Origin of the sequence: Phaeovulum sp. (genome assembly GCF_030684035.1) — a bacterium.
Lineage (GTDB): Bacteria > Pseudomonadota > Alphaproteobacteria > Rhodobacterales > Rhodobacteraceae > UBA6213.
In genome coordinates this window covers 1-26,111 of sequence record NZ_JAUXPI010000038.1, presented here as the reverse complement: position 1 = coordinate 26,111, position 26,111 = coordinate 1, and the positions used below count along the sequence as shown (strand labels likewise).

23 protein-coding genes and 1 tRNA gene are annotated in these 26,111 nt (G+C 65.7%); 14 read left to right on the top strand and 10 right to left on the bottom strand.

Annotated elements, in window-relative coordinates; translation table 11 throughout:
- Positions 1-27: 27 nt before the first annotated feature.
- Positions 28-1,191, top strand: coding sequence for a peptidoglycan DD-metalloendopeptidase family protein (locus Q8J98_RS08785; protein WP_305294012.1), 1,164 nt, complete (start codon positions 28-30; stop codon positions 1,189-1,191).
- 58 nt (positions 1,192-1,249) lie between these two features.
- Here the strand turns inward: Q8J98_RS08785 and Q8J98_RS08780 are convergent, their stop codons facing one another.
- The 4 genes from Q8J98_RS08780 to recA all read right to left on the bottom strand — a co-directional run bounded on the left by Q8J98_RS08780 (position 1,250) and on the right by recA (position 6,283).
- Entirely contained in the window at positions 1,250-2,047 is a 798-nt protein-coding gene (locus Q8J98_RS08780) for a class II glutamine amidotransferase (RefSeq protein WP_305294011.1), read from the bottom strand.
- 91 nt (positions 2,048-2,138) lie between these two features.
- Positions 2,139-2,432, bottom strand: coding sequence for a DUF1330 domain-containing protein (locus Q8J98_RS08775; protein WP_305294034.1), 294 nt, complete (start codon positions 2,430-2,432; stop codon positions 2,139-2,141).
- Positions 2,433-2,440: 8 nt separating this feature from the next.
- On the bottom strand, positions 2,441-5,101 hold the full coding sequence (gene alaS / locus Q8J98_RS08770; RefSeq protein ID WP_305294009.1) for an alanine--tRNA ligase: 2,661 nt from the start codon (positions 5,099-5,101) through the stop codon (positions 2,441-2,443).
- 114 nt (positions 5,102-5,215) lie between these two features.
- Positions 5,216-6,283, bottom strand: coding sequence for a recombinase RecA (gene recA, locus Q8J98_RS08765; RefSeq protein WP_305185894.1), 1,068 nt, complete (start codon positions 6,281-6,283; stop codon positions 5,216-5,218).
- Positions 6,284-6,489: 206 nt separating this feature from the next.
- On the opposite strand from recA, the gene Q8J98_RS08760 reads away from it, so the two are divergent.
- Positions 6,490-7,098, top strand: coding sequence for a hypothetical protein (locus Q8J98_RS08760; protein ID WP_305294008.1), 609 nt, complete (start codon positions 6,490-6,492; stop codon positions 7,096-7,098).
- 265 nt (positions 7,099-7,363) lie between these two features.
- Here Q8J98_RS08760 and Q8J98_RS08755 read toward each other — a convergent pair whose 3' ends face one another.
- From Q8J98_RS08755 to Q8J98_RS08740, 4 genes are all read right to left on the bottom strand, one after another.
- A complete protein-coding gene (locus Q8J98_RS08755; RefSeq protein WP_305294033.1) occupies positions 7,364-9,559 on the bottom strand; it encodes an ATP-binding protein in 2,196 nt (731 codons plus the stop codon).
- 173 nt (positions 9,560-9,732) lie between these two features.
- Positions 9,733-10,932: an RsmB/NOP family class I SAM-dependent RNA methyltransferase gene (locus Q8J98_RS08750; protein ID WP_305294007.1), complete on the bottom strand. Its 1,200-nt coding sequence runs from the start codon at positions 10,930-10,932 to the stop codon at positions 9,733-9,735.
- Positions 10,933-10,987: 55 nt separating this feature from the next.
- Entirely contained in the window at positions 10,988-12,436 is a 1,449-nt protein-coding gene (gene guaB, locus Q8J98_RS08745; protein WP_305185891.1) for an IMP dehydrogenase, read from the bottom strand.
- A gap of 68 nt (positions 12,437-12,504) precedes the next feature.
- Positions 12,505-13,470 carry a tellurium resistance protein gene (locus Q8J98_RS08740; protein ID WP_305294006.1) on the bottom strand — a complete coding sequence of 322 codons (966 nt, stop codon included), beginning with the start codon at positions 13,468-13,470 and terminating at the stop codon, positions 12,505-12,507.
- Between the two features lie 147 nt (positions 13,471-13,617).
- Here Q8J98_RS08740 and Q8J98_RS08735 point away from each other — a divergent pair, with 147 nt between their 5' ends.
- From Q8J98_RS08735 to Q8J98_RS08700, 8 genes are all read left to right on the top strand, one after another.
- Positions 13,618-14,502: a DMT family transporter gene (locus tag Q8J98_RS08735; RefSeq protein ID WP_305294005.1), complete on the top strand. Its 885-nt coding sequence runs from the start codon at positions 13,618-13,620 to the stop codon at positions 14,500-14,502.
- Positions 14,503-14,554: 52 nt separating this feature from the next.
- A complete protein-coding gene (locus tag Q8J98_RS08730) occupies positions 14,555-15,505 on the top strand; it encodes a DMT family transporter (protein ID WP_305294004.1) in 951 nt (316 codons plus the stop codon).
- A gap of 30 nt (positions 15,506-15,535) precedes the next feature.
- Entirely contained in the window at positions 15,536-16,399 is an 864-nt protein-coding gene (locus Q8J98_RS08725; protein ID WP_305294003.1) for an ATPase, read from the top strand.
- A 32-nt stretch (positions 16,400-16,431) separates the two neighbouring features.
- A complete protein-coding gene (gene metA, locus Q8J98_RS08720; protein WP_305185886.1) occupies positions 16,432-17,355 on the top strand; it encodes a homoserine O-succinyltransferase in 924 nt (307 codons plus the stop codon).
- Complete coding sequence (locus tag Q8J98_RS08715) at positions 17,330-18,301, top strand: alpha/beta fold hydrolase (RefSeq protein WP_305294002.1); 972 nt, start codon at positions 17,330-17,332, stop codon at positions 18,299-18,301. The genes metA and Q8J98_RS08715 overlap by 26 nt, the downstream gene beginning before the upstream one ends.
- A gap of 38 nt (positions 18,302-18,339) precedes the next feature.
- Entirely contained in the window at positions 18,340-19,215 is an 876-nt protein-coding gene (ppk2, locus tag Q8J98_RS08710) for a polyphosphate kinase 2 (RefSeq protein ID WP_305294001.1), read from the top strand.
- Positions 19,208-19,825 carry a TetR/AcrR family transcriptional regulator gene (locus tag Q8J98_RS08705; protein ID WP_305185883.1) on the top strand — a complete coding sequence of 206 codons (618 nt, stop codon included), beginning with the start codon at positions 19,208-19,210 and terminating at the stop codon, positions 19,823-19,825. The genes ppk2 and Q8J98_RS08705 overlap by 8 nt, the downstream gene beginning before the upstream one ends.
- A 95-nt stretch (positions 19,826-19,920) precedes the next feature.
- Positions 19,921-21,099, top strand: coding sequence for a pyridoxal phosphate-dependent aminotransferase (locus Q8J98_RS08700; RefSeq protein WP_305294000.1), 1,179 nt, complete (start codon positions 19,921-19,923; stop codon positions 21,097-21,099).
- Positions 21,100-21,160: 61 nt separating this feature from the next.
- Here Q8J98_RS08700 and Q8J98_RS08695 read toward each other — a convergent pair whose 3' ends face one another.
- Together Q8J98_RS08695 and Q8J98_RS08690 are read right to left on the bottom strand one after the other, a co-directional pair.
- Positions 21,161-21,769, bottom strand: a complete 609-nt coding sequence (locus Q8J98_RS08695; RefSeq protein WP_305293999.1) for a LysE family transporter — start codon at positions 21,767-21,769, stop codon at positions 21,161-21,163.
- Positions 21,769-22,221, bottom strand: a complete 453-nt coding sequence (locus Q8J98_RS08690) for an Lrp/AsnC family transcriptional regulator (RefSeq protein ID WP_305293998.1) — start codon at positions 22,219-22,221, stop codon at positions 21,769-21,771. Before Q8J98_RS08690 ends, Q8J98_RS08695 begins: the two co-directional genes overlap by 1 nt.
- Positions 22,222-22,361: 140 nt before the next feature.
- On the opposite strand from Q8J98_RS08690, the gene Q8J98_RS08685 reads away from it, so the two are divergent.
- From Q8J98_RS08685 to Q8J98_RS08670, 4 genes are all read left to right on the top strand, one after another.
- A complete protein-coding gene (locus Q8J98_RS08685; RefSeq protein WP_305293997.1) occupies positions 22,362-23,744 on the top strand; it encodes a pyridoxal-dependent decarboxylase in 1,383 nt (460 codons plus the stop codon).
- On the top strand, positions 23,741-24,616 hold the full coding sequence (locus Q8J98_RS08680) for a YgcG family protein (RefSeq protein ID WP_305293996.1): 876 nt from the start codon (positions 23,741-23,743) through the stop codon (positions 24,614-24,616). The genes Q8J98_RS08685 and Q8J98_RS08680 overlap by 4 nt, the downstream gene beginning before the upstream one ends.
- Before the next feature lie 67 nt (positions 24,617-24,683).
- Entirely contained in the window at positions 24,684-25,430 is a 747-nt protein-coding gene (locus Q8J98_RS08675; RefSeq protein ID WP_305293995.1) for an SDR family NAD(P)-dependent oxidoreductase, read from the top strand.
- 108 nt (positions 25,431-25,538) lie between these two features.
- Positions 25,539-25,628 (top strand) — tRNA-Ser (locus Q8J98_RS08670).
- Positions 25,629-26,111: the final 483 nt, after the last annotated feature.

Below are 26,111 nucleotides of genomic sequence, written 5' to 3'. Positions count from 1 at the left end.
GGCCCGGTTGATGTGAGGATCGAGCCGATGCCGATATTTCCGCGCCGCCCTGCCCGTGCCCTTCTCGCCGGTGCCGCCCTGTTGGCGCTTGCAAGCTGCGATGCCAATGGCAACTTCGATTTCGACCTGCGCAATTTCGGCAATTCCGGGCTCGATACCTCGGCGGCGGTGCGCCAGGCGGTCAATCCGCGGCCGGAACCGGATGCGCGCGGCGTGATCTCGTACCCGACCTATCAGGTGGTGGTGGCCAAGCGCGGCGACAGCGTCGCCGCCATTGCCAACCGCGTCGGCCTGGGGGCGAGCGAGCTTGCAGCGTTCAACGCGCTCAGGCCCGATACCGTGCTGAATGGCGGCGAGGTGCTGGCCCTGCCGGGGCGGGTTGCCGAGGCCGCAGGCGGCGGTGCCACCGGGCGGATCGACATTACCGAACTGGCGAGCGGTGCCATTGACCGTGCCACCGCTGCGGGCACCGCGACCGCGCACCCCGCAACCACCGTTCCCGGCACCAGCGAACCGATCCGCCACAAGGTCGAGCGCGGCGAGACCGCCTATTCGATCGCGCGCTACTACAGTGTCGATGTGCGCTCGCTGGCTGACTGGAACGGTCTGCCCGCCGATCTGAGTGTGCGCGAAGGCCAGTATCTGATGATCCCGACACCGGCACCGGTCGCGCGCAGCGCGGCGGCCACAGCCGCAACCACGGCTCCGGGCCAAGGCTCGCCAACGCCGCTGCCGCCCTCGGCGGCGCAGCCGCTGCCCGCCAACAACCCGCCCGCAGCATCGGCCCCGCTGGCCACGCCGCCCGCCACCAACCTCGGTTCCACGCGCACCGCAACCACCGCAGCGCGAATGGCGATGCCGGTTACCGGTGCAATCATCCGGCCCTACGAGAAAAAGAAGAATGATGGCGTCGATATTGCCGCCGCCCCCGGTTCCCCGGTGCGTGCCGCCGAGGCGGGCATCGTGGCCGCGATCACCCGCGATACCGACGGCGTGCCGATTCTGGTCATTCGCCACGACAACAACCTGCTCACCGTCTATGCCAACATCGATGCACTGACGGTTGCCAAGGGCGACCGGGTGACCCGCGGTCAGGTGATCGCCAAGGTGCGCGCGGGCGAGCCGGGCTTCGTGCATTTCGAGGTGCGGGACGGCTTCGAGAGCACCGACCCGATGCCCTATCTGCAATAGCGGCTGTTGGCGGAACCTCACGCCGCGCGGCTTGGCGGATGGTGAACCTGCCGCCCGCTCAGGCGGCTTTTGAAGCCTGCAACACCGGCAGGAATGGCTCGACCCGCATCTGCGAACCTTCAAAGGTGCAGAAAGACCCCTGCGGCAGCGGCTCCCAGCCGCCTTCGCCGGTTTCGAGCGGCTCCGACACCACGGCGCGCCCCACCCGGGCATCGGACCAGCGGTGATAGAGCGTTGGGGCCAGCGCATCGGTGGCGTAGCGAATTGCAAAAAGCTGCTCGCCATTGCTGAAGGCGCAGGTCAGCCGCACGAATGGTGCCGCGCCGCGGCCGCGGGCCAGCGCCTCCATGCGCGCGGTCGCCCGCTCCATCGCGCCCTTGGGGTCATCATCCAGCCCTTCGCCAAGCGCCACCAGAAACAGCGCTTCGCTGTCAGTGGCCCCCTTGCGGTTGGGGTAGTAGGTATCGGGGATCATCATTTCGGCATCACGACGGTAGCTGTCATAGCCGCCGAACTGGCCGTTATGCATGAAGCTCCAGCGCCCTACCGCGAACGGGTGGCAATTGTTGCGGCTGGTCGCGGTGCCGGTGGATGCGCGCACATGCGCCATGAACAGCCCCGACTGCACATGCGAGGCCAGCGATTTCAGGTTCGGGTCAGACCATGCGGGCAGCACATCCCGGTAAAGCCCCGGCTCGGCGCGGCTGTCATACCAGGCCAAGCCGAAGCCATCGGCATTGATCGCGGAATGGCACTCGGTCGCGCAATGGCTCTGCTCGATCAACGAGTGACCCGGCTGGGTGACAATTTCCTCAAGATAGATCGGTTGCCCGATATAGGCCGCCCAACGGCACATTTCCTGCCCCTGCCCCTACCCGGGCTGTCGCGCCCGGTTGCGCCATAATACATTCAGAATGCCGCAGGTTCAAAGCCCGAATCGGTGCCGATCAGGGTGCCACTTCCTCGACAATCATCAAATCGCGCTCGGATGCCCCTTTCGCATGCGCCAGGGCTGCCTGATAGGCAGGCGAAAGATAGCAGGCATGCGCCGCCTCAAGGCTGGGAAAGCGCGCCACCACATTGCGCGCGCGGTCGCGCCCCTCAAGCTGCACATAGCGCCCGCCACGGGCGAGGAATACGCCGCCAAAGGCCGCGATTGCCGGGCCCGCCGCCGCCGCATAGCGCCCATAGGCCGCTGCATCGGTGACATGCACATGCGCGATCCAGAGCGCGGTAGGTATGGTGCCAGTCATTTCAACCCTCCGATCATGGCTTCCGCCGCCGCCACCGCCTGCGGCGCGCGCGCCGGGTCGTTGCCGCCCGCCTGCGCCATGTCGGGCCGCCCGCCGCCGCCCTTGCCGCCCAACGCCTCGGCCGCCGCGCGCACCAGATCGACCGCCGAAAGCCGCGCGGTCAGATCCTCGGTCACGCCCGCCGCAGCCGCCGCCTTGCCGCCGGTATCGGCAACAATCAGCACCGCGCCTGACCCCACGCGCACCTTGAGGGCATCGACAAGCCCCGGCAGATCGCGCCCGGAAACCCCGGAAACGACCTGGGCAATGAAGCGGATTCCGTTGATTTCCTTGATGTCTGTTTCGAGCTTCCCGGCACCTCCGCCGAGCGCCATTTCGCGCTTGATCTGCGCCAGTTCGTTGGCCAGCGCCCGGCGCTCCTCGGCCAGGGCGCGCACCCGCTCGGCAACCTCGGTGACCGGGGCTTTCATCGTTGCCGCAATCTCGGCCAGTCGCGCCGCCTGCAATTTCAGATGTTCAAGCGCCGCTTGCCCGGTCAGTGCCTCGATACGGCGCACGCCCGCACTTGAGGCACTATCGCCCAGCGCAACGAAGGCTCCAATATCGCCGGTGCGTGCAACATGGGTGCCGCCGCAAAGCTCCAGACTGTAGGTAGCACCATCCGCCCCCTTGCCTGAACCGTTCAGGCGGCCCATCGAAACCACCCGCACCTCGTCGCCGTATTTCTCGCCGAAAAGCGCCTGCGCGCCCAGGGCGCGGGCGTCATCGGGGGTCATGATCCGGGTTTCGACCGGCGCGTTCTGGCGCACGAATTCGTTCACCTCGGCCTCGACCCCTGCCAGTTCGGCAGCCGACAACCCCTTGGAATGGCTGAAATCAAACCGCAACCTGTCGGGCGCGTTCAGGCTGCCCTTCTGTGCCACATGATCGCCCAGGGCGCGCCGCAGCGCCTCGTGCAACAGATGCGTCGCCGAATGGTTGGCGCGGATCGCGCTGCGGCGGGCGTGGTTGACCTCAAGCTTCGCGGGCTGGCCGCGGCGGAACTCGCCCTCGGTCACTTGCGCGAAATGGATGAACACTCCGGCGGCTTTCTTGGTGTCGGTCACTTCGGCCAGCCCGGTTTCGGTGCGGATGATGCCGAAATCACCCACCTGCCCGCCGGATTCCGCGTAATAGGGGGTCTGGTTGACCACGATCTGCACCGCACCCGCAGCGCTTTCAACCTCGGCACCATCGACGACCAGCGCCAGAAGCTGCGCCTCCGCCGCCTCGGTGTCATAGCCCAGAAACTCGGTCGCCCCGTGCTTTTCGGCGAGCTCATACCAGATCGTCGCGTCTTTCGCCTCGCCCGAGCCCGCCCAGGAAGCGCGGGCCTTGGCCTTTTGCGCCTCCATCGCGGCATTGAACCCCGCCACCTCTACCGCACGGCCCTGTTCGCGCAGCGCATCTTGCGTGAGGTCAAGCGGGAAGCCGTAGGTATCGTAAAGCTTGAAGGCGGCAGCGCCGGGAAGCTCCGCCCCCTCGGGCAGCCGTGCCAATTCATCATCAAGCAGCTTCAGGCCACGGTCGAGCGTGGTGCGAAAACGGGTTTCCTCCAGCTTCAGCGTCTCTTCGATCAGCGCCTGCGCCCGGTTCAGTTCCGGGTAAGCCGCGCCCATCTGGCGCACCAGCGTCGGCACCAGCTTGTGCATCACCGGATCCTGCGCGCCCAGCATATGCGCGTGCCGCATGGCGCGGCGCATGATCCGCCGCAGCACATAGCCGCGCCCCTCGTTGCCGGGCGTCACGCCATCGGCAATGAGAAATGCGGTCGAACGCAGGTGGTCGGCAATGACACGGTGGTGCACCTTGCCGGGGCCATCGGGGTCGGCACTGGTCGCATGCGCGCTCGCCTCGATCAGGCTGCGCATGAGATCGGTATCGTAGTTGTCGTGCTTGCCCTGCAACAAGGCACCGATCCGCTCCAACCCCATGCCGGTGTCGATCGACTGCATTTCAAGCTTGCGCAGGCTGCCATCGGGCATCTGCTCGTTCTGCATGAAAACGTTGTTCCAGATCTCGATGAAACGGTCGCCCCCTTCTTCCGGCGAACCGGGCGGCCCGCCCCAGATGCTTGGCCCGTGGTCATAGAAGATCTCGGTGCAGGGGCCGCAGGGGCCGGTCGGCCCCATCCGCCAGAAGTTGTCGTCATTGGCGATGCGGATGATGCGCGCCTCGGGCAGCCCGGCGACCTTCTTCCAGATCGCTGCCGCCTCTTCGTCGGTGTGGTAAACGGTGACGGTCAGCTTTTCGGGGTTCAGGCCGAAATCGCGGGTCAGCAATTCCCAGGCAAAGGCAATCGCCTCGGCCTTGAAATAGTCGCCAAAGCTGAAGTTGCCGAGCATCTCGAAAAACGTGTGGTGGCGCGCCGTGTAGCCGACGTTGTCGAGGTCATTGTGCTTGCCGCCAGCCCGCACGCATTTCTGTGCCGTGGTGGCGCGCTTGTAATCGCGCGTCTCGACCCCGGTGAAGCAATTCTTGAACTGCACCATGCCCGAATTGGTGAACATGAGCGTGGGGTCATTGCGCGGCACAAGTGGCGAGCTTTCGACCACGCGGTGGCCGTTGCGCTCGAAAAAGTTGAGGAATGTAGAGCGGATATCGTTCAGGCTGGGCATGTCGGGGGCCTATCTCGGGCAGATCGCTCTCCGTTTAGCGCCCGGCCCTTGCCCTGTCCAGAAAGCAAAGCGGCCGGACCCGGGGCCCGGCCGCAGCGCAGCGCAGAAGCCGCGCTATTCCTCGGTCACCGCGTCGTCGATGTCGGCTGCCGAAAAGTCCAGCCCATGGCCGGCGCGGATCTTGTCTTCAATGGCATTCGCCACCGCGGGATTGTCGCGCAGGAACTGCTTGGCATTCTCGCGCCCCTGGCCGATGCGCTCATCCCCGTAGGAATACCAGGCCCCCGATTTCTCCACGACCCCGGCCTTCACGCCCAGATCGACCAGCTCGCCCACCTTCGAGATGCCTTCGCCATACATGATGTCGAATTCGACCTGCTTGAAGGGCGGTGCGACCTTGTTCTTCACCACCTTGACGCGCGTGGTGTTGCCGACCACCTCGTCACGATCCTTGATTGAACCGGTGCGGCGGATATCGAGCCGGACGCTCGCGTAAAACTTCAGCGCCTGCCCGCCCGAAGTGGTTTCGGGGCTGCCGAACATCACGCCGATCTTCATCCGGATCTGGTTGATGAAAATGACCATGCAATTGCTGCGGCCGATGCTGGCGGTGAGCTTGCGCATCGCCTGGCTCATCAGCCGGGCCTGTGCACCGACCTGATGGTCGCCCATGTCGCCCTCGATCTCGGCCTTGGGGGTCAGCGCCGCCACCGAATCAATCACCACCAGGCTGACCGCGCCGGATCGCACCAGCGTATCGACAATTTCAAGCGCCTGCTCGCCGGTATCGGGCTGCGAAATCAGAAGATCGTCGAGGTTCACCCCAAGCTTGCGCGCATATTGCGGGTCGAGCGCGTGCTCGGCATCGACAAAGGCGCAGACGCCGCCCTTTTTCTGCTCTTCGGCCACCACATGCAGCGTCAGCGTGGTCTTGCCCGAGCTTTCCGGCCCGTAAATCTCGATCACCCTGCCTTTCGGCAGGCCACCGATGCCAAGCGCGATATCGAGGCCCAGCGATCCGGTCGAGGTCGCTTCGACATCCATCACCGGGTTGTCGGAACCGAGCCGCATGATCGACCCCTTGCCGAACTGCCGCTCGATCTGGGCCAGCGCCGAATCGAGCGCCTTTTGCTTGTCCGCAGCTCTCTTGTCATTCATCTCGAATACATTCGCCGTTGCCATTGCCTGATCCTTATTCCACAGGGTGCGCCGCGCGGCAATCGGTTGCCTGTTGCGCTTGTTCTTGCCTTGTTCTGTCTGGTATGGGACCAAAACCGGAACAATTCAACTCAAATCTTGCCCGCCCAGTTTCGGGAAACTTGGTTAAGATACGGTTTACGCAGCCCGTCTTCCCGGATAGGTAGGGGCGAATTGTTTCGACGGATCCCATGCTCATATTCTGGCAGCAACGGCTGGTGCTTCTGGCCACCCCAAAGACCGGGTCAACCGCGCTTTCGGTCGCGCTGGAGCCGCTCGCGGCGATTGCCGTGCAACGGCCGCCGGCGCTCAAGCACACCACCGCGCAACGGTTTCGCCGGTTTCTCGCGCCCTATCTCGAGACCGCATCGGGCGAGCGGTTCGATGTCGTTGCCCTGATGCGCGAGCCTTTGGACTGGCTTGGCAGTTGGTACCGTTTCCGCCAGCGCGACGATATTGCGGGCAGCGCGAATTCGACCGAGGGGCTGAGCTTCGATGCGTTCGCCGGGGCCTACATGTCGCGGCCGCAACCCGCCTATGCGCAGCTTGGCGCGCAGGCGCGGTTCCTCAGCCTTGCCGATGGCTCGCTTGGGGTCGACAAGCTGTTTTGCTACGAAGACATCGGGCGTTTCGTGAGTTTTCTGGAAGAGCGGCTTGATTTCGAAATTGTCCTGCCGCGGGTCAATGTTTCTCCCAAAGGGGTGACCACGCTCTCGGCCCCTTTGCGCACGCGTTTGCAGATGCATCTTGCGGAGGATCTGGCGCTTTATCAACGGGTCAAGGCGGGCGAGACAGCCTGAGCCCGCGCCGCGCCGCTTCGGGCAGAGGCGGCGGCTTCTGGCAGCCCTCCGCGGCACCGCAGCCGCAGCGCGATCATGGACCCCGCTGCAAAGTCCTTTGGCCATGCCGGGCTTGCATCTGCAGCGCGCCTACGTCGCCCGCGCCGCACAACATCCCGCACCGCATGCCTTTTCGTAAGCAGCTCCAACCCCACATGCTGCGCGGGCCTGCCACGCCATCCCGGCATGAGGTCAAGGCAGCTGCCCCGCGCCCGAAAACGGATGCTCAGCCCCGCAACTGCTTGGCGACGGTTTCGGTCAGCTCGCTCAGCGAAAACGGTTTGGGCAGGAACACCGAACCCGGAACCGGCGGGCGGCCATCATTGAAGACATCCTCGGCATAACCGGACACGAACACCACCGGGGTCGCAGGTCGCGCTTTCAGCGCCTCCCGCACCCAGGATGGGCCGTCGATCCCGGGCATGATGACATCGGTTAGGAAAACATCAATATGCAGCGAGGCATCTTGCAGCAGACGCAGCGCCTCTTCGCCGGTTTCAGCCTCAAACACCGTGTAGCCGCGAAGTTTCATCGCCCGGCTCGCGAAGGCGCGCACAGGTGCCTCGTCTTCGACCAGAAGCACCGCGGCCTGCCCGGCGCTCGCGGCTCGCGCTGGCGCGACCTCGCGCGCGGCCTCGGGTTCCGGATCGCCGACATGGTCGTGCGCCGGGAAGTAGAGCGTGAACGAGGTGCCCGACCCGACTACCGAATCGCAGAACACATAGCCGCCGGTCTGCTTGACGATGCCATAGACAGTCGAGAGGCCAAGCCCGGTGCCCTCGCCCGTGCGTTTGGTGGTGTAGAAAGGCTCAAAGATCTTCGGCATCTTGTCTGGGGCAATGCCGATGCCCTCGTCGATCACCCGCACCACCACATAATCGGCGGGTGCGAGCGTTGCGCGGTCGCGCCGCAACTCGGCTGTCAGATGCAGATTCTCGGTTTCAATGCGAATTTCGCCGCCCCCCGGCATGGCGTCGCGCGCATTGACGACGAGGTTCATGATCACCTGTTCAAGCTGGCGCTTGTCGGCCCGGATCGTCCGCAGGTCCGGCGCGTGGGTAAGCACCAGCCGCACCTTCTCGCCGACCAGACGATTGAGCAGATGGGTCAGGTCGGAAAGCGTGTCGCGCAGGTCGATGACATGCGGCTTCAGTGTCTGCTTGCGCGAAAACGCCAGAAGCTGGCCCACCAGGCTGGCGGCGCGGTTGGCATTCTGGCTGATCTGGTTGAGGTCGGAAAAATCCGGGTCGCCATTGTCGTGGCGCAGCATCAAAAGATCGCAGTGGCCAGAAATGGCGGTCAGCAGGTTGTTGAAATCATGCGCAACGCCGCCCGCAAGCTGGCCGATAGCCTGCATCTTCTGGCTTTGCACAAACTGCGCCTCGAGGGTCTTGAACTGGGTCGCGTCAGAAAGCACGGCGACCAGGGTGGCGCGGCCCTCCTCCACCACCCGCGCCAGCGAAACCTGCAAAAAGACCTCGCGCTCGGATTGTCGCGCGCGCAGCACTTCGGGGCGGCGGTCGGCGCGCCCTGCCAGCGCATCGGCCAGCCAGTCATTGACCGGCCGCCCGAGCCCCTCGAACAATTCGGCGAACCGCGCCTCGGGCTCGATCTCGCCCAGCAGATCGCGCGCCGCGCGGTTGGCCGCGAGCACCTGCCCCTTGGGCGCAAGCCGCATCAGCGCGACTGGCAGCGCGTCGAATGTGGTCGGATCGGCGGCGGTGTTGCGCCCTGAGGCCATCGGCAGCAGAAAAATCTCGCGCCGCCCGCCCGGCCCAGCGACCTCTGAGACAACGGCGCGCACCACGCCTGCGGGGGTTGCGATCTCGTGCTCCTCACCGGAACGCAACGGCAATTGCGAAAACACCCGGTCAAGCGAGCGCGCCCGTTCGCCAACCAGCCGCCGCATCGCCTCGTTCATAAACAGGATGGTGTCGTTCTTGGATGCGGTCAGCATCGGCAGGCTGAGCGTTTCGCCACCTCGGCCGCCCATGGCGCGCTCTGCCGTTTCCTCGAGCCGCCAGAGAAACCCGCTGGTGCCGACCCTGTGCACCAGCAGACGCGCATGACCACGCCGGGTCACCAGATCTTCGCGCGCAGCTCCAAGTGCCACAGCCTTGCATTGCAGGCGAAACAGCACCGAAGCGGGGCTGGCGAAAACTTCGGACAACGCCCGCGCAAGGGTCTGCCCGCCGCGCGCGCCAAAACGCTCCACCGCGGCGTGATTCTGAAACCCGATGCTGCCGTCGGTGTCGGTGGTAAAGCAGGGTGCCACATCATGCGCTATGAACTCGGCAAGCTGGCGCTGCAACGCGGCCTCGACCCGCGCGTGGCGCAAGGCAAGAAGCCGCAGCAACAGCGCCGTTGCGGCAAGCGTACCTGCGACCGACAGACCGGCCAACATCAGCCATCGCTCGGCCATGAGCAGCGCGGTGACCGCCACCACCGCCGCCGCCGCCAGCAGCCAGACGCCGCCCGGGGCCAGCGCCAGCGCGCTGCGGGTGAGCGGGGATGGTGTGGTTACCGGATGCGTCACCAAGGCTCCTGCGGCAGATTCGCTTGCAGCCATTGCGCCGGGGAAACCTTAAAGGCTGATTAATCGGAACCGGGTTGCAACCTTTGCGTGTGCCCATCATGCCGGTTTCGCATGAGTACCGCCAGAAAGAAGCCGTCGCCGCCGCCAATCGGGCGCATCCGTCGCACCTTTGCCACTTGCCAGCCTGCATGCGCAGCCAGAAATCGCGCCACCTGGTCTTCGTTCTCGGCACCGAGCAGCGAGCAGGTCATATAGGCAAGCACCCCGTTCGGCGCGACCAGCACCGCGGCCCGCGCGAGAATGTCGGATTGAAGAGCCACAAGTTCGGCCAGCCGGTCCGGGGTCAGCCGCCATTTCGCCTCGGGCGTGCGCCGCCAGGTGCCCGAGCCGGAACAGGGCGCATCGACCAGCACCAGGTCCTGCCCGCCCGGAGCTTCCCCCGGCGGCGCGGTTGCAACCTGCACCCCGGCGCGTTCGGCGCGGGCTGCCAGATCGCGCATCCGCACCGGGTCGATGTCATGCGCGGTGAACTCCGCGTGACGAAGAGCTGCCATCGCCAGCAGCTTGCCGCCACCGCCAGCACAGTAGTCGAGCACACGCACCGCAGTATCCAGCGGCAACGCCTCGACAGCGCATTGCGACGACAAATCCTGCACCTCGACCAGACCCTGAGAATACGCCAATGACTGCGCTATTTTCCGTGCATTTCCAGTAACTTCCAGCGCGAAGCTCGACTCCTCTCTGCACCGTGTGTCGATGCCCTCCGCGGCCAGCGCCGCCTGTGCTTCGGTGCGCGAGGCGCGGCGGGCGTTGACGCGCAGAAATACTGGCGCGCGGTGGCGTTGCGCCTCCATCACCGCCGCGAAATCGGCACCGAGGGCGGCTTGCAGCAACGGCGCGAGCCAATCGGGGCAATCCAGTGCCGTGAGGCCCACGGGTGCCGCGCGCGGCATCCGTTCTGCCTTGGTCAAGACTGCGGGCGCGAACCTCACGCCTGTAAAAATCGTTTCTGTATCAATATCTTGCGCGACGCAGTGCCCGATCATGAGGCCGCGCCCGGTCGTTGAGCCGCCAAGCGCGGCATAGGAACGCCGTCGCCGCAGCACGTCATAAACCAGATCGCGGATGGCGGCGCGGTCGCCGGAACCGGCGTAGCGGCTGCTTCGTGCCCAGCCTGTCAGCGCCGCTTCGGCGGCCTCGCCAGCCAGATGGCGGTCGAGAATGTCGATTGCGGCGGCAATGCGGGCGGCGGGGGTCACCTTCGGCTGCCTTCATGCAACGCCTGATGATTACCTGGCAACCACATGTAATTCATCACATAACGCGATAGTTAGGGCTTTCGCGGGTGATCTGGACATCGTGCACATGGCTTTCCTGAAGCCCGGCCCCGGTGATGCGCACAAACTCGCAGTTGGCGCGCATTTCGGCAATCGTGCGGTTGCCGGTGTAGCCCATCGCGGCGCGCAAACCGCCGACCAACTGGTGCACCACCGCCGCCGCCGAACCCTTGTAGGGCACCTGCCCCTCGATGCCTTCGGGCACCAACTTGTCGGACGCCGCATCCTTCTGGAAATACCTGTCGGCCGACCCGCGCGCCATCGCACCCAGGCTGCCCATGCCGCGATAGCTCTTGAAGCTGCGGCCCTGGTACAGGATGACTTCGCCGGGGCTTTCATCGGTGCCCGCAATCGCGCTGCCGACCATGGCGCAGCTTGCCCCCGCCGCGATCGCCTTGGCGAAGTCGCCCGAGTATTTGATGCCGCCATCGGCAATAACCGGAATGTCGCCCGCCGCCTGCGCGGCATCCATGATCGCGGTCAGTTGCGGCACGCCAACCCCGGCAACAATCCGCGTGGTGCAGATGCTGCCCGGACCGATGCCCACTTTCACCGCATCCGCGCCCGCCGCAATCAGCGCCCGCGTGGCAGCGGCGGTGGCAACATTGCCCGCCACCACCTGCACCGAATTCGACAGTGCCTTGACCCGCTCGACCGCGCGCGCCACCCCTTCGGAATGGCCATGCGCGGTGTCGATCACGATCAGGTCGCACCCCGCCTCGATCAAGGCGGCAGAGCGCGCGAAACCCGCATCGCCCACCGTGGTCGCGGCGGCCACCCGCAGGCGGCCCATTTCGTCCTTGCAGGCGTGCGGGTTCAGCACCGCCTTTTCGGTATCCTTCAAGGTGAGCAGCCCGGTCAGCTTGCCCTTGCCATCGGTCACCAAGAGCTTCTCGATCCGCCGCGCCTTCATCAGCCCCTTGGCTTCGTCAAGGTCGGCAGGCTCGGTCAGCATGGCGAGATTGTCCGAGGTCATCATCACCCGCACCGGCGTGCGGTCATCGGTGGCAAAGCGCATGTCGCGGTTGGTGACGATCCCGACCACATGCCCGCGCGCATCCACCACCGGAAAGCCGGTAACGTTGTAGCGGTCCTGCAAGGCCTTGGCGTCGGCAAGGGTCTGGTCGGGGGTCAGCGTGATCGGGTTGTAGACAACGCCCGATTCAAAGCGCTTCACGCGCCGCACTTCATTGGCCTGCGCTTCGATGTCAAGATTGCGGTGTATGACCCCCATTCCCCCGGCCTGCGCCATCGCGATCGCCATTTTCGCCTCGGTCACCGTGTCCATTGCGGAACTCAGAAGCGGGATGTTCAGCCGGATGAGTTTGGTGACAAAAGTCGCCACATCCGCCTCGGACGGAAGCACCGACGACGCGGCGGGAACCAGAAGCACGTCATCAAATGTGAGGGCCTCGCGAATCTGCATGGAATGCCTCCTTGGCAGCTTTCGTTTGGCGGTTCCCTGTTTCACCAATGGCGGGCTTTGGCAAGCCCTCAGGCCACCGCAGCGTTGGTTTTTATGGCAAGCCGCCCCGCCGCCCAGTCGCGCAGGATGGCGAAGGCCACCGGCGCAGTGATCATCGTGGCAAGCACCAGCATCAGCCCCCCGGCCATCTGCCAGCGCCCCCCAAGCATCAGCCAGAGCCCGGCACTGGAGGCGGCGGGAAAGGTCAGCGCCGCCCAAAACGGGCTGAAACCGGCGGTCAGCAGCCAGCGGGCACCAACAATCAGGCCCAGCGCGCAGGCGGCGGAAAGCGCGGCCAGCGCGGTTGCGATGCCCGGCATCTGCAATTCCCAGGCAAGCGCCCCGACGTAGGCCATCGGCGCAAGATGAATTGCCAGCAGCGGGCGCAGCGGTGCGGGCACGCGCTCGCGGCGCGCCTGCTCGGCACTTGCCGCCCAGATCAGCAGCGACAGCACCAACGCCGGCCAGAACAGCGCCGTTGCCAGACCGCTCATGCCCAGGTGCTGCGCCGCAAGCCCGGCCACGCCAAGCCCCGACCAGGGCAGATGCCAGGCGGGGTTCACCCGCCGCTGCACCGCCGGCACCCCGATCAGCACCCTGACAAGAAGCGCGAGCAGAACCAGATGCAGCCCGAACGCCGCCCAGAACAACAGCCGCGCCGGTTCCGGTGCATAGGGTGCAATGACCGAAACCAGTTGCTCAAGGCAAAGTACCGCCGCAGCCACGCCCGCATAGCCCGGCAAAATGCGCAAGTCTTCAACCACCACCGCAGGCCGCCGCGCCAGTTTCACCACAAAGGTCAACACCGCAAATGCCGCAAGCAGCGACAAGCCGCCCAACAGGGCCTCGGCGAGTTCGCCCGGCAGACCAAACCCCGCCGCGCCCCAGCGCCATGCCAAACCGAGCCCGAGCAACCCGAGAATCGGCGGAAAGATCGCCGGGGGGGTGCGCCGCCACAGCCCTTTCGGGGTCGGTTTTGGGAATTTGAATGCCATTATCGTCTCGCTTGCCAGCCTCCCGCAGCCTTGCCACCAATTCCGCCGCCGCAAAAGCCCGCGCGCGACACATATGCGTCAGTTTGCGCGGGCTGGACAAGGCTTTCGGCGCGGGTGATGAAGCAGCACCCGATCCGCAGGTTGATCATGCCACAAGCGCCCCGCACCTTCGCCGCCGCCCTGTGGATGCTTGGCGCGATTTCCGCGTTCATCGCAATGGCAATATCGGGGCGCGCGGTTGCAAGCGCGCACGACACTTTCGAGATCATGACCTACCGTTCGGCAATCGGTCTGGTGCTGGTGCTGGCGGCGGCGGTGGCGACGGGGCAGACCGCAGCACTGCGCCCGCGCCGCCTTGGGCTGCACGCCTTGCGCAACGTCTTTCACTTCGCCGGGCAGAACCTGTGGTTCTACGCGCTGACGCTGATCCCGCTGGCGCAGCTTTTCGCGGTCGAGTTTTCCTATCCGATCATGGTGGCGCTGGTGGCACCATTCCTGCTTGGGGAACGTTTCACCCCGGTGCGGATCGCCTCGGCTGCCCTGGGTTTTTCCGGGGTGCTGATTGCGGCGCAGCCCTGGGCCGCGGGCGGGCTTTCGGTTGGCATCCTGATAGCGCTTGGTGCTGCGGTTGGCTTTGCCGGATCGACGCTGATAACCAAGATGATGACGCGGCTGGCCCCGATGATCGAAATCCTGTTCTGGCTGACCATATTCCAGCTGGCCTTCGGCCTGATCCTCGCGGGTTATGATGGCACCATCGCCGCGCCCACCGCCACCTCTGCCCCTTGGCTTTTGCTGATCGGCGTTTCCGGCATTGGCGGGCATTTCTGCCTGACCCGTGCGCTCAGCATCGCCCCTGCCTCGGTGGTGGCCCCGATCGACTTTCTGCGGCTGCCGATCATCGGCGTGATCGGCATGCTGTTTTATGCGGAACCGCTGCAAGGGGCCGTGTTCGCGGGCGGCGCGGTGATTTTCCTTGCGACCTGGATCAACATCCGGTCCGAGCGACCGGTTCGGTTGGCCAAAGTGTAATCGGCACAAGTTCCGGGTGGCGCGGCGGCGTTGGCTCGCTTAGCTGTCAGCCATGAGCACCCGCCCCAGCCAGACCCGCATTTCCCGCCTCGCCTGGCTCTTGCTGGGCGCGCTCGCGTTGATCTGGGGCACCTCGTTCCTGTCCAACCGCGCCGCGCTGGCCGAGGCGGGGGTGCTGACCGTGGTCGGGTTGCGGGTGCTTGGCGGAGCGATCCTGCTGTGGCTCTGGGTGCTCGCGCGGCACCTGCCCCTGCCCCGCGACCCCCGCTACATCCTGCGGTTCCTGATCATGGGGGCGCTGAACAACGCGATTCCGTTCTCGCTGATCGTCTGGGGGCAAAAGCACATCGATTCGGGCCTCGCCGCCATCTTGAATGCGTCAACGGCGGTGTTTGCCGTGGTCATCGCCGCGCTGGTCTTTGCCGATGAAAAGCTGACGTTCAACAAGGCGGCAGGCGTGGCGATCGGCTTTCTGGGGGTGGTTCTGGCGATCGGCCCCGAGGCGCTGACGGGCTTCAGCCTTGCCTCGGCGGGGCACCTGGCGGTGATCGGTGCCTCGATCGCCTATGGTTTCGCCGGAGCCTATGCGCGCCGCGCGATCCGCGGCCTCAGCCCCGAGGTGGCGGCGGCGGGCATGCTGACCGGGGGCGCGGTCTGGATCGTGCCGATGATGCTCTACGTTGACGGCGTGCCGGGGTTCGACTGGTCGGCTTCGGTGCTCGCCAGCATCGGCTGGCTCGCCTTCGGCTGCTCGGCGCTTGCCTATCTGGTCTATTACCGCATCCTTGCGATGGCCGGCGCGGGCAACCTGTCGCTGGTAACGCTGCTCATTCCGCCGGTGGCGATCATCGCAGGCTGGGCCGTCTATGCCGAGCAGCTCGCGTGGAACGCTTGGGCGGGGTTTGCGGTGCTGGCGGCGGGGCTGGTGCTGCTGAACCGCGCCCCGCGCCAAAGCATTGCCGCAGGTGCGAAATCCGGTGACGGCGGGGCCGATGCGCGCTAAACCCCTTGGCCAGAAGCACGGGGTTCGCCGATGATCTACCAGACCGCCACCGACTGGCGCGACGCGCCGCACAAAAAGGTGCTGTTGTTCGGCATGTCAGGGCTTGGCAAGACCCATGTCGCCAGCATGCTGCGCGGCACCGGCCAGTGGTTCCACTACTCGGTCGATTACCGCATCGGCACCCGCTACATGGGCGAACACATCGCCGACAATTTCAAGCGCGAGGCAATGCGGGTGCCGCTTCTGCGCGAGCTTTTGCTGACCGACTCTGTCTATATCGCCTCGAACATCACCTTCGACAACCTCGCGCCGCTGTCCACCTACCTCGGCAAACCGGGCGGTGCCGCGAAGGGCGGGCTGCCGTTTGCGGAATACCTGCGCCGCCAGGACCAGCACCGCGTCGCCGAAAATGCGGCGCTGCTGGATGCCCCCGCCTTCATTGCGCGCGCGCATGACCTTTATGGCTACGCGAATTTCGTCTGCGACAGCGGCGGGTCGATCTGCGAGGTGGTGAACCCGGAGGACCCCGCCGACCCGGTGCTTTCCACGCTTGCCGCAAACCTGCTGATGGTCTGGATCGAAGGCAGCGACGAGCACAGCGAAGAACTGGCGCGCCGTTTCGACCGTGCGCCGAAACCGATGTATTACCAGCCTGCCTTCCTTGAGGCGGCATGGGCCGATTATGGCTCCGAAACCGGTCAGCCGCCCGAAAAAGTTGACCCCGACGCCTTCGTGCGCTGGACCTATCGGCGCGCGCTGGCCCACCGCCAGCCGCGCTACGCGGCGATGGCGCGGCACTGGGGCATCAAGGTCGCGGCAGCCGATGTGGCGCGCCTGCGCTCGCCACATGGTTTTGTCGAGCTCGTCGCCCACGCCCTTGAGGCGCAAGCCTAGACAACTTATCTTCCAGCGATCAGGAGAACTTGATGCCGATCACGCTGCCCGAAAACCTGCCCGCCTTCGACATCCTCTCGCGCGAAGGCGTGATGGTGATGACCCCGGGGCGCGCCGCGACGCAGGATATTCGGCCGTTGCACATCGGCCTCTTGAACCTGATGCCGAAGAAGATTCAGACCGAAAACCAGTTTGCCCGGCTGATCGGCGCAACGCCCTTGCAGATCAACCTCTCGCTGATCCGGATGACCGACCACGAAGCGCGCAATACCGCCGCCGACCATATGGAGGCGTTTTACCGCCCCTTTGCCGAGGTTGCCGACAGCGGCGAAAAGCTTGATGGGTTGATCATCACCGGCGCGCCCATCGAACATCTGCCGTTCGAGGAGGTCAGCTATTGGGACGAACTGAGCGAGGTGTTCGACTGGACCCAAAGCCATGTGCATTCCACCTTTGGTGTCTGCTGGGGCGGCATGGCGATGGCCTACCACTTCCACGGGCTGAAAAAGCACATGCTCGACGCCAAGGCCTTCGGCTGTTTCCGGCACCGCAACCTTGTTCCCGCCTCGCCTTACCTGCGTGGTTTTTCGGATGAATTCGTGATTCCCGTCAGCCGCTGGACCGAGGTGCGCCAGCCCGAGGTCAACGCCACGCCCGGCCTGCGCACGCTTCTGGCCTCTGACGACGCCGGGCCCTGCCTGCTGGAAGATGCGGGCCACCGCGCGCTCTACATCTTCAACCATTTCGAATATGACAGCGGCACGCTGAAAGAAGAATACGACCGCGACGTGACGGCGGGCAAGCCGATCAACGTGCCGCAAAACTACTATCCCGGCGACGACCCGAGCCAGCCGCCGTCAAACCGCTGGCGCAGCCACGCGCATCTGCTTTACGGCAACTGGGTGAACGAAATCTATCAGTCCACCCCCTATGATCTGGAGAACATTGGCCAGTAACCTCGCCTTTATCGCACTTGCCCTGTTGGCGTTCGCGGCGCTGACGTTCTGGCGCGCGGGCCATGTCGAGCGGCGCATCGAGCGCGTGCACCCGCCGCGCGGGCGGATTGTGCAGGTGCGCGACGGTGAGGTGCATGTGGTTCAGCGCGGCACCGGGCCGGACCTGGTGTTGCTGCACGGCGCGCTGACAAATCTCAAGGATTTCCCCGAATCATTGCTCGTGCCGTTGTCGCAATCTTACCGGGTGACGCTGATGGACCTGCCCGGGCATGGCTATTCGACCCGGCAGAAGCGGGTTTCCACGCCCAAGGCGCAGGCAACGGCGCTTGCTGATGCGGCGGCAATACTTGCGCTGCGCGCGCCCATCGTGCTTGGCCACAGCTACGGTTCCACGGTTGCCCTTGCCTGGGCACTTTCCGGCGCGGCGCTGCCGGTGCGGCCCTCGGCGCTGGTGCTGATTGCGCCGCCGATGTTGCCCGAACCGATCGCAGCACCCTGGCTGCGAAAACTTTTCAGGCTGCGGCTGGCGCGACGCATGATCGCGACCTTTGCCACCGCCTGGACACCGAACGCTTTCCTGCACCTTGGGCTTGACCATGCCTTCGCGCCGCAGCACCGACCAAAGGGCTATATCCGGCATGCGGGCACAAGGCTTTTGCTGCGGCGGGCGAATTTTCGCGCCAACGCCGAGCAGGTCGCGGTGCTGAGTGCGGCGCTTCGGCTGCTTGCGCCAAGCTACCCGTCACTGGCGCTGCCGGTCGAGATCCTGCACGGCACCGCCGATGGCGTCGTGCCACAGGCAGAGCTCCTGGCCGCGCTCGTAGCCCAGATCCCCGGCGCGCGGCTGACGCTGCTGCCCGGGGTCGGCCACATGCCACACTACGGCGACCCGGAACCTATCCTCGCGGCAGTCTCGCGCGTCGCCGCTCTGGCCTTGCCCGTCTGATACCGCCATACTGGCACCAGTCGAGCAACGAGGCACCGATGACCAGCGAAATTCCCTTTGTCGGCGACATAACCCGGTTTCTGACCGACGACGCCCCCAGGTCTGTCCGCGCCGCCATTGCGCAAGCCGGTCGCAAGGATATTCTCGATGAAAGCTACCCCTACCGGCACGAAATGAAGTCTGCGGAATACGCGCCCGTCATGGCCGCGCTGCAGGTGGAACTGGTCAAGATGGCCTGGGATCTGCGCACCACCGGACGCCGCCTTGCGGTGGTGTTCGAGGGCCGCGATGCGGCGGGCAAGGGCGGCACCATCGAGCGGATGCGCGAAAACCTGAACCCGCGGCAGGCCTATATCGTGGCGCTCTCGAAGCCCTCGGAACGCGAGGCAAGCCAGTGGTATTTTCAACGTTACGTCGATTGGCTGCCCGCAGCGGGCGAGGTCGCGCTTTTTGACCGCAGCTGGTACAACCGTGGCGTGGTGGAACATGTGTTCGGGTTTTGCACCCCCGATCAGCGCGAGCGCTTTTTCGGCCAGGTCCCGGCCTTTGAACAGTTGCTGATCGACGAAGGCATCGTGCTGGTGAAGCTCTGGCTCAACGTCGGGCGTGCCGAACAAGTGCGCCGGTTTCTCGACCGCGAGGGCGACCCGCTGAAGCAGTGGAAGCTGAGCTGGATCGACGTCGAGGGGCTGAAGAAATGGGATGCCTATTCCGCCGCCATCCGCGAAACCCTTGCCCGCACCGATACCGCGCATGCGCCTTGGACCGTGATCCGATCCGACGACAAGGACCGCGCCCGGATCGCGGCGGTCCAGGCCGTTCTGAACGCGATAGACTACAAGGGTCGTGACCTCGCCGCGATCGGCAGGGTTGACGCAGCAATCGCCGGGGGTGTCGGGCTTTGGCATGATTAAGCAGGGCTACCACCACGGCAACCTGAAACAGGCGCTTGTCGAGGCAGCGCTGCGGCTGATCGAGGAGCGCGGACCGACAGGTTTCACGCTTTCCGAGGCTGCCAAGCAGGCCGGGGTGACCCCGGCTGCGGTCTATCGGCATTTTGAAGGCCGGGAAGACCTGATCGCGGAATGCGCGCGTCAGGGCTATGCGATTTTCGCCGATCTGATGGAACACGCCTATGCGGGCGGCACGCCTTCGGCGCTTGCCGCCTTCGGGGCCACCGGGCGGGCGTATCTGGCCTTTGCGCGCCGTCATCCCGGCCATTACATGGCGATGTTCGAGGCCGGAATCTCGCCCAACCGCACCCCCGAGCTTGCCGTTGCCTCGGCGCGTGCCGAGGCGGTGCTGAGCCGCGCCGCCGAGCTTTTGTCGCGCCATATTCCGGCGGGCCGCAGGCCACCTGCGGCGATGTTTTCAGCGCATGTCTGGGCGTTGAGCCATGGCGTGGTCGAGCTTTACGCGCGCACCGCGCCCGGCACCCGCTCGCCCTATTCCGCCGAAGACCTGCTTGAGTCGGGGATTGGCATCTATCTGCGCGGGCTCGGGCTGCTGCCGCCCGACGCCTGACGCCACCCTTTTCGCCGGGGCGTGCTGTGCCTCTGCCCCTTGCAGGCGGGTGGTTTTCGTGATGGCTTGGCGCGAAATTCCAATAGGGGCGGCGAATGAAACTTGCGGCGCGCAATGCGCATATGATGGGCGATGCGGGGAACGGCTGGGCGATCCTGTTTCGAGCGCGCGAGATGATCGCGGCGGGCGAAGCGGTGACGATGCTGACCATCGGCGAACCGGACGTGAAAACCGACTCGGCAATTCTTGACGCGATGGATGCCTCGGCGCGCGGCGGCAACACCGGCTATACCGATATTGCGGGCCAGCACGCGCTTCGCGCCGAAATCGCCGACCGGGTGAGCGCGCGCACCGGGCTTCAGACCCGGCCTGAGAATGTGGTGGTGACGCCCGGCGGGCAGGCGGCGCTTTTTGCCGCGCATATGGCGCTTCTCGATGCCGGTGACAGCGGGCTTTATGTGGCCCCCTATTACCCCACCTACCCCGGCACGATCCGCTCGGGCGGGGCCGAGGCGGTGGCGGTGCCGGCGAGGCCGGAATGCGGGTTTCAGCCCGAGGCGGCGGCGCTCGATGCGGCAGCGCGCGCCAGCGGGGCGAAAACCCTGCTGATCAACAGTCCGAACAACCCGACCGGCGTGATCTACACGCGCGAAACGCTCGAGGGCGTCGCCGAGATCTGCCAGCGGCGCGACCTCTGGCTGATTTCTGACGAGGTTTATGAAACCCAGATCTGGGAAGGTGCCCATGTCAGCCCGCGCACCCTGCCCGGCATGGCCGAGCGGACGCTGGTGATCGGCTCGCTCTCGAAAAGCCATGCGATGACCGGCGCGCGGATCGGATGGATCGTCGGCCCCGAGACGGCGGTCGAGGCGGTGCACCAGTTGGCAATCAACACCACCTACGGGGTGCCGGGCTTCGTGCAGGATGCGGCGCTTTATGCGCTGCGCCGAGGTGCCGCGATGGAGGCGCGCAACGCCGCGCCCTACCGGCGGCGGCGCGACATTGCGGCGCGGGTGCTTTCCGGCAGCCAGGCGGTGCGGCTCATTCACCCGGCGGGGGCGATGTATGTGATGGCCGATATCCGCGCCACCGGGCTTACCGGCGATGCCTTCGCGGCACGACTTCTGGCCGAAGAAAAGATCGGGGTGATGCCGGGCGAAAGCTTTGGCGCGGCGGCAGCGGGGCATCTGCGCATTGCCCTGACCCAGGAGGATGGGCTGCTCGAGGCGGCGCTGGCGCGGCTCAGGGCATTCGCCGAGGCGCGCATGCCCTGAGGCAAGGCCGGGGGTTTTCCACCCCCGGACCCCCGGAGGGTATTTCTGCGAAGGAGAAGCCTCAGGCGACCGCGTTCGCGAGCGCCCAGAGGCCGAAGCCGCCCATCATCAGGCTGGAGACCCGCGCCACCCAGAGCGCGAAGGCGGTCGGCAGGCGGTGGTGCAGCGCCGCCACGGTGCCTGCAAGGATGAACCACCAGAGCATCGAGCCCGCGAAAACCCCCGCGACCACCTGCACGGCGCTGGCCAGGCTGGCGGTTTCGGCCAGGCCCAGGCCGGCAAAAATGGCGGCGAAGGAAAGGATGGTGGCGGGGTTGGCGATAGTCAGCGCGAAGGTGAGGGCGGCGGTGGCAAGCGCCGGTCGCTGAGCCGCGGCGGCGGCTTGCGGGGCGGGCGCGCCGCGCGGCCAGCCCTTCCAGGCGAGCCAGAGCAGAAAGCCTCCACCAACGAGGCCGAGAGGAGTGGAAATGCGGGCCAGAGTCGCGGCGAAGGTGGCAAAGCCCGCCGCTGCGAAGCTGGCATAAAGCGCATCGGCCAGCGCCGTTCCGAGGCCCCCGGCTAGGCCCGCGAAGAAGCCCTGCGCCAGTGTCCGCTGGATGCAGAGCGCGCCGATCGGGCCGAGCGGGGCGGCGATGGCGAGCCCCATTGCCATGGATGTGACAAACAGCATCAGCACTGCCGCCGGTAGCGGAAAGGCGGTTCGACCACCGCCGACAGCGCCAGGATGGTTTCCGAGCGCGCCAGCCAGGCTTCGGACTTGAGCCAGCCGAGAAAAGCCTCGACCGCCGCGAGGTCGGCCACCTGGACCTGCACAAGGTAGGCCCAGGGGCCGGTGACGTGGTGGCAGGCGGTGACTTCGGGGCAAAGCGCGATTGCGGCGCGAAAGGCGGCCTCGGAGGCGGCGGGGTTGAGCGCGAGCCAGACAAAGGCGGTGGTCGGCAGGCCAAGTGCTGCGGGGCCTGCGTCGGCGCGCAACGCGCGGATAGCGCCGCTGGTGGTCAGGCGGCGAACCCGCTCGTTCACCGCCGAGGCGGAAAGGCCCACGGCAGCGCCGAGCGTGGTCAGCGGCTGGCGGGCATCTGCGCCCATCAATTCGATGATTTTGCGGTCTTGATCATCCATTGCATGTGATTATCCTGTTACTTGATATATACTCAGCATGATATCCTGCACTCGCCCCGCTTTCAAGCCCGCCCGCTTCGGCTTGCCATCGCCGCTGTCGCGTGCCCTACTCGCGGCACTGCAAATTGCCCGGAACTGCCATGAACCACGAAGATCTGCGCCTCTGGTCCAAGCGCGCCGCCGATTGGGCCGCCGATTACCACGCCGGGCTGCGCGCCCGCCCGGTGCGGCCAGACATAGCGCCGGGCAGTATCGCCGCCGCATTGCCACCTGCGGCACCGGAGGAAGCCGAGCCGATGCAGGCAATCTGGGACGATTTCGAGCGGCTGGTGCCGGGCGGCATGACGCATTGGCAGCACCCGCGCTTTTTTGCCTATTTCCCTGCCAATGCCGCCCCCGCCTCGATGCTGGCCGAGCAACTGGCCAATGCCATCGCGGCGCAGGCGATGCTGTGGCAGACCTCGCCCGCCGCAACCGAGATCGAAATGGTCATGGTGCGCTGGCTGGCCGGGGCGCTGGGTCTGCCGCAGGCGCGCGGGGTCATCCACGACAGCGCCACCACCGCGACACTTTCCGCCGTGCTGACGATGCGCGAGAAGGCCTTGGGCTGGGAGGGGCTGACGCGCGGGCTTTCCGGCGCGCCGCGATTGCGGCTCTATGCCTCCGATCAGACCCATTCCTCGGTTGACAAGGCGGTGCGGCTGGCGGGGATCGGGCAGGAAAATCTGGTAAAGGTGGCAACCGACACCGAGGGGGCGATGGACATGGTGGCACTCGCCGGGGCAATCGCCGCCGACCGTGCAGCGGGCTATCTGCCGATTGGCGTTGTGGTCTGCGCGGGGGGCACTTCGGTTGGCGCTTTCGACCGGGTCGGCGCGGTGGTGGCGCTGGCGCGGCGCGAGGGGTTGATGAGCCATGTCGATGCCGCATGGGCGGGGTCGGCGATGATCTGCCCGGAGTTTCGCAGGCTTTGGGTGGGTGCCGAGGCCGCGGATTCGGTGGTGATGAACCCGCATAAATGGCTTGGCGCGCAATTCGATTGCGCGGTGCAGTTTCTCGCCGATCCGGGCCCTCAGATCCGCACCCTGGGGCTGCGCCCGGCCTACCTGGAAACCCCCGGTGTCGAGGAGATCACCAATTTCAACGAATGGACCGTGCCGCTGGGCCGCAGGTTCCGGGCGCTGAAACTCTGGTTCCTGTTTCGCGCCTATGGCCTGGAAGGCTTGCGCGCGCGCATCCGCAACCATGTGAGCTGGGCGGCCGAGGCGGCGGCGGCGCTCGCTGCGGTTCCGGGGGTGGAGATCGTCACTGCGCCATCACTGTCGCTTTTCAGTTTTGCGCTTGCCGCAGGCGACGCGGCGACCGAGGCGTTGCTGGCCCGGATCAATGCCGATGGGCGCATCTACCTTACCCAGAGCCGGCATGCGGGGCGCTATGTGATCCGGGTGCAGGTCGGACAATTTGACTGCACCGCAGAAGATGTCAGAATGATCGCCACGGTCGTAACGGAGCTTAGCCGATGAAACGCCTGCTCATTACCCTCGTGCTCGTGCTTGCCCCCCTTGCTGCCGGTGCCGAGCCCTACCCCATCTATGCCAGCACGGCGGTCAACGATTATGCCAATCTGCTGGAACCTGACATGGAGGCCAAGGTGGTGGCCGAAATCGAGGCGCTGCGGGCTGACACCGGGGTGGAGCTGACCGTGCTGACGATCGAGACCCGCTGGGCCTATGACCCCTCGCCATCGATCGAGGCCTTTGCCACCGGGCTGTTCAACACCTGGGGCATTGGCGATGCCGCGCGTGACGATGGAATCCTTATCCTCGTGGTGCGCGATGACCGGGAAATGCGGATCGAGCTTGGCTCGGGCTACAACCCCGAATATGATCTGCCCGCGCAAGACATCATCAACAACGTGATGCTGCCCGAGTTCCGCGCCGAACGTTATGACCTCGGAATTCTTACCGGCACCCGCGCGGTTGCCGACCACATCGCGCGCCGCTTTGCCGGGCTGCCGATGCGCGACGGCGCGGTGCCGATCGGCGCGCCCTCTGGCGGTGGCGGCGGTCTGGTCTTTGGCATCGTCTTTTCCGAAGTGCTGTTTGGAGCGGGTGTGCTGGCGCTGATCTTCCGCCGCCGCATCGGGCAGATGATCGACCGCTACCGCAGTTGCCCCGAATGCGGCCAGCGCGGGCTGCACACCGAACGCCATGTGCTTGTGCAGCCGACTTCCCACTCCCGCGGCCAGGGCGAAACCATCAGCCGCTGCACCCATTGCAGCTGGAGCCGGACAAAGAGCTACACGATTCCCGACACCTCATCGTCATCATCCTCATCGGGCGGTAGTTTCGGTGGCGGCTCGTCGTCTGGCGGCGGTGCCTCGGGGCGCTGGTAACGCACTTGACGGCGCGGCGTGGCGCGCTAGTTTCTGAACGACCGTTCAGTTTCCCGGGGAGTGGGTCATGCGGCTTGGCGATGTGAAAGCGGTTGTCACCGGCGGGGCCTCCGGGCTTGGCGCTGCCACAGCGCGGCATTTGCGCGGCGCGGGTGCCAAAGTGACCATAGCCGACCGAGACCGCGCCCGCGGCACCGCGCTTGCCGCCGAAATCGGTGCCGGTTTTGCCGAGGTTGACGTGACCAGCGAGGCCAGCGCACTTGCCGCGATTTCGGCTGCCAAGGCGGGGATGGGCGGGCTCAACGTGCTGATCAATTGTGCCGGTATCGCCAGCGGCGAGCGGGTCCTGGGCCGCAACGGGCCGCACCGGCTTGAAAGCTTTGCGCGAACCATCGAGATCAACCTGATCGGCAGCTTCAACATGCTCCGTCTCGCTGCCGCCGAAATGGCCGGCAACGAGGGGCCGGAGCGCGGGGTGATCATCAACACCGCCTCGATTGCCGCCTTTGACGGGCAGAAGGGCCAGGCCGCCTATGCCGCCTCGAAGGCCGGGATCGCCGGCATGACGCTGCCGCTGGCGCGCGATCTGGCCAGCCAGGGGCTGCGGGTTTGCGCCATTGCGCCCGGCATATTCTCGACCCCGATGATGGCCGGCCTGCCCGCCGATGTGCAGGAAAGCCTTGCCGCCGAAGTTACCTTTCCGCGCCGCCTGGGCGAGCCTGCCGAATACGCGGCGCTGGCTGCCTTCATCCTCGAATGCAGCTATCTGAACGGCGAGGTGATCCGCCTCGACGGTGCCTTGCGGATGCGCTGACCCCCTTGGCGCGCGGGGCGCGCGATACCCGCGCCCACGGCCCCAAATAGAGGTTGCAACCCCGCCGCCGCCACGATAAATCCCGCCCTCATGAACGACCCCTACCGCGGAGAGGTGGCAGAGTGGTCGAATGCGGCGGTCTCGAAAACCGTTGTGGGTGTGAGCCCACCCAGGGTTCGAATCCCTGTCTCTCCGCCACTCCATATTGTAATTGCAGCGCTTTTCCCGTCATTAGGGAAAACCCGCCATGGCACCCGCCACAGAATGCGACAGGTACCGCGCGCGCTGCCATGTGCGCAAATTGTCGGGCTGACATTTTCCTGATCGGGAAAAGCCACATGGGGTTGGGATCGCTACGCGCGATTTACGCGGGAAATGGTCTGCACGCCCTGCCCGCGCCGGAACAAGGGCAAATGTGGTGCTTGGGGCACCACAACATGGCTCTGATGCACAAGTCGCCCAGCCAGGTTTCTTTCTGGGCATCCGAAACCTCATAGCGTGGTTCCAAGGGCGCGCGGTTCGCATGCGCGACAACGCTCTTGATCGTGTCCCACGGCGTGGTGTAGGTTCTGGCTGAGGTGGTCACCGGCGATTTCCGGCTAGGGTCTGGTTGCTTACACCAACCTTGACCGAGAGGACCACCGATGACCGACGAGATGATGAACCTGCGGGCGCTTGTTG

Coding starts and splice junctions, on each gene's coding strand:
- Q8J98_RS08785 (WP_305294012.1), top strand. CDS start 28: ATGCCGATATTTCCGCGCCGCCCTGCCCGTGCCCTTCTCGCCGGTGCC.
- Q8J98_RS08780 (WP_305294011.1), bottom strand. CDS start 2,047: ATGTGCCGTTGGGCGGCCTATATCGGGCAACCGATCTATCTTGAGGAA.
- alaS (WP_305294009.1), bottom strand. CDS start 5,101: ATGCCCAGCCTGAACGATATCCGCTCTACATTCCTCAACTTTTTCGAG.
- recA (WP_305185894.1), bottom strand. CDS start 6,283: ATGGCAACGGCGAATGTATTCGAGATGAATGACAAGAGAGCTGCGGAC.
- Q8J98_RS08760 (WP_305294008.1), top strand. CDS start 6,490: ATGCTCATATTCTGGCAGCAACGGCTGGTGCTTCTGGCCACCCCAAAG.
- Q8J98_RS08755 (WP_305294033.1), bottom strand. CDS start 9,559: ATGGCCGAGCGATGGCTGATGTTGGCCGGTCTGTCGGTCGCAGGTACG.
- guaB (WP_305185891.1), bottom strand. CDS start 12,436: ATGCAGATTCGCGAGGCCCTCACATTTGATGACGTGCTTCTGGTTCCC.
- Q8J98_RS08740 (WP_305294006.1), bottom strand. CDS start 13,470: ATGGCATTCAAATTCCCAAAACCGACCCCGAAAGGGCTGTGGCGGCGC.
- Q8J98_RS08735 (WP_305294005.1), top strand. CDS start 13,618: ATGCCACAAGCGCCCCGCACCTTCGCCGCCGCCCTGTGGATGCTTGGC.
- Q8J98_RS08730 (WP_305294004.1), top strand. CDS start 14,555: ATGAGCACCCGCCCCAGCCAGACCCGCATTTCCCGCCTCGCCTGGCTC.
- Q8J98_RS08725 (WP_305294003.1), top strand. CDS start 15,536: ATGATCTACCAGACCGCCACCGACTGGCGCGACGCGCCGCACAAAAAG.
- metA (WP_305185886.1), top strand. CDS start 16,432: ATGCCGATCACGCTGCCCGAAAACCTGCCCGCCTTCGACATCCTCTCG.
- Q8J98_RS08715 (WP_305294002.1), top strand. CDS start 17,330: ATGATCTGGAGAACATTGGCCAGTAACCTCGCCTTTATCGCACTTGCC.
- ppk2 (WP_305294001.1), top strand. CDS start 18,340: ATGACCAGCGAAATTCCCTTTGTCGGCGACATAACCCGGTTTCTGACC.
- Q8J98_RS08705 (WP_305185883.1), top strand. CDS start 19,208: ATGATTAAGCAGGGCTACCACCACGGCAACCTGAAACAGGCGCTTGTC.
- Q8J98_RS08700 (WP_305294000.1), top strand. CDS start 19,921: ATGAAACTTGCGGCGCGCAATGCGCATATGATGGGCGATGCGGGGAAC.
- Q8J98_RS08695 (WP_305293999.1), bottom strand. CDS start 21,769: ATGCTGTTTGTCACATCCATGGCAATGGGGCTCGCCATCGCCGCCCCG.
- Q8J98_RS08690 (WP_305293998.1), bottom strand. CDS start 22,221: ATGGATGATCAAGACCGCAAAATCATCGAATTGATGGGCGCAGATGCC.
- Q8J98_RS08685 (WP_305293997.1), top strand. CDS start 22,362: ATGAACCACGAAGATCTGCGCCTCTGGTCCAAGCGCGCCGCCGATTGG.
- Q8J98_RS08680 (WP_305293996.1), top strand. CDS start 23,741: ATGAAACGCCTGCTCATTACCCTCGTGCTCGTGCTTGCCCCCCTTGCT.
- Q8J98_RS08675 (WP_305293995.1), top strand. CDS start 24,684: ATGCGGCTTGGCGATGTGAAAGCGGTTGTCACCGGCGGGGCCTCCGGG.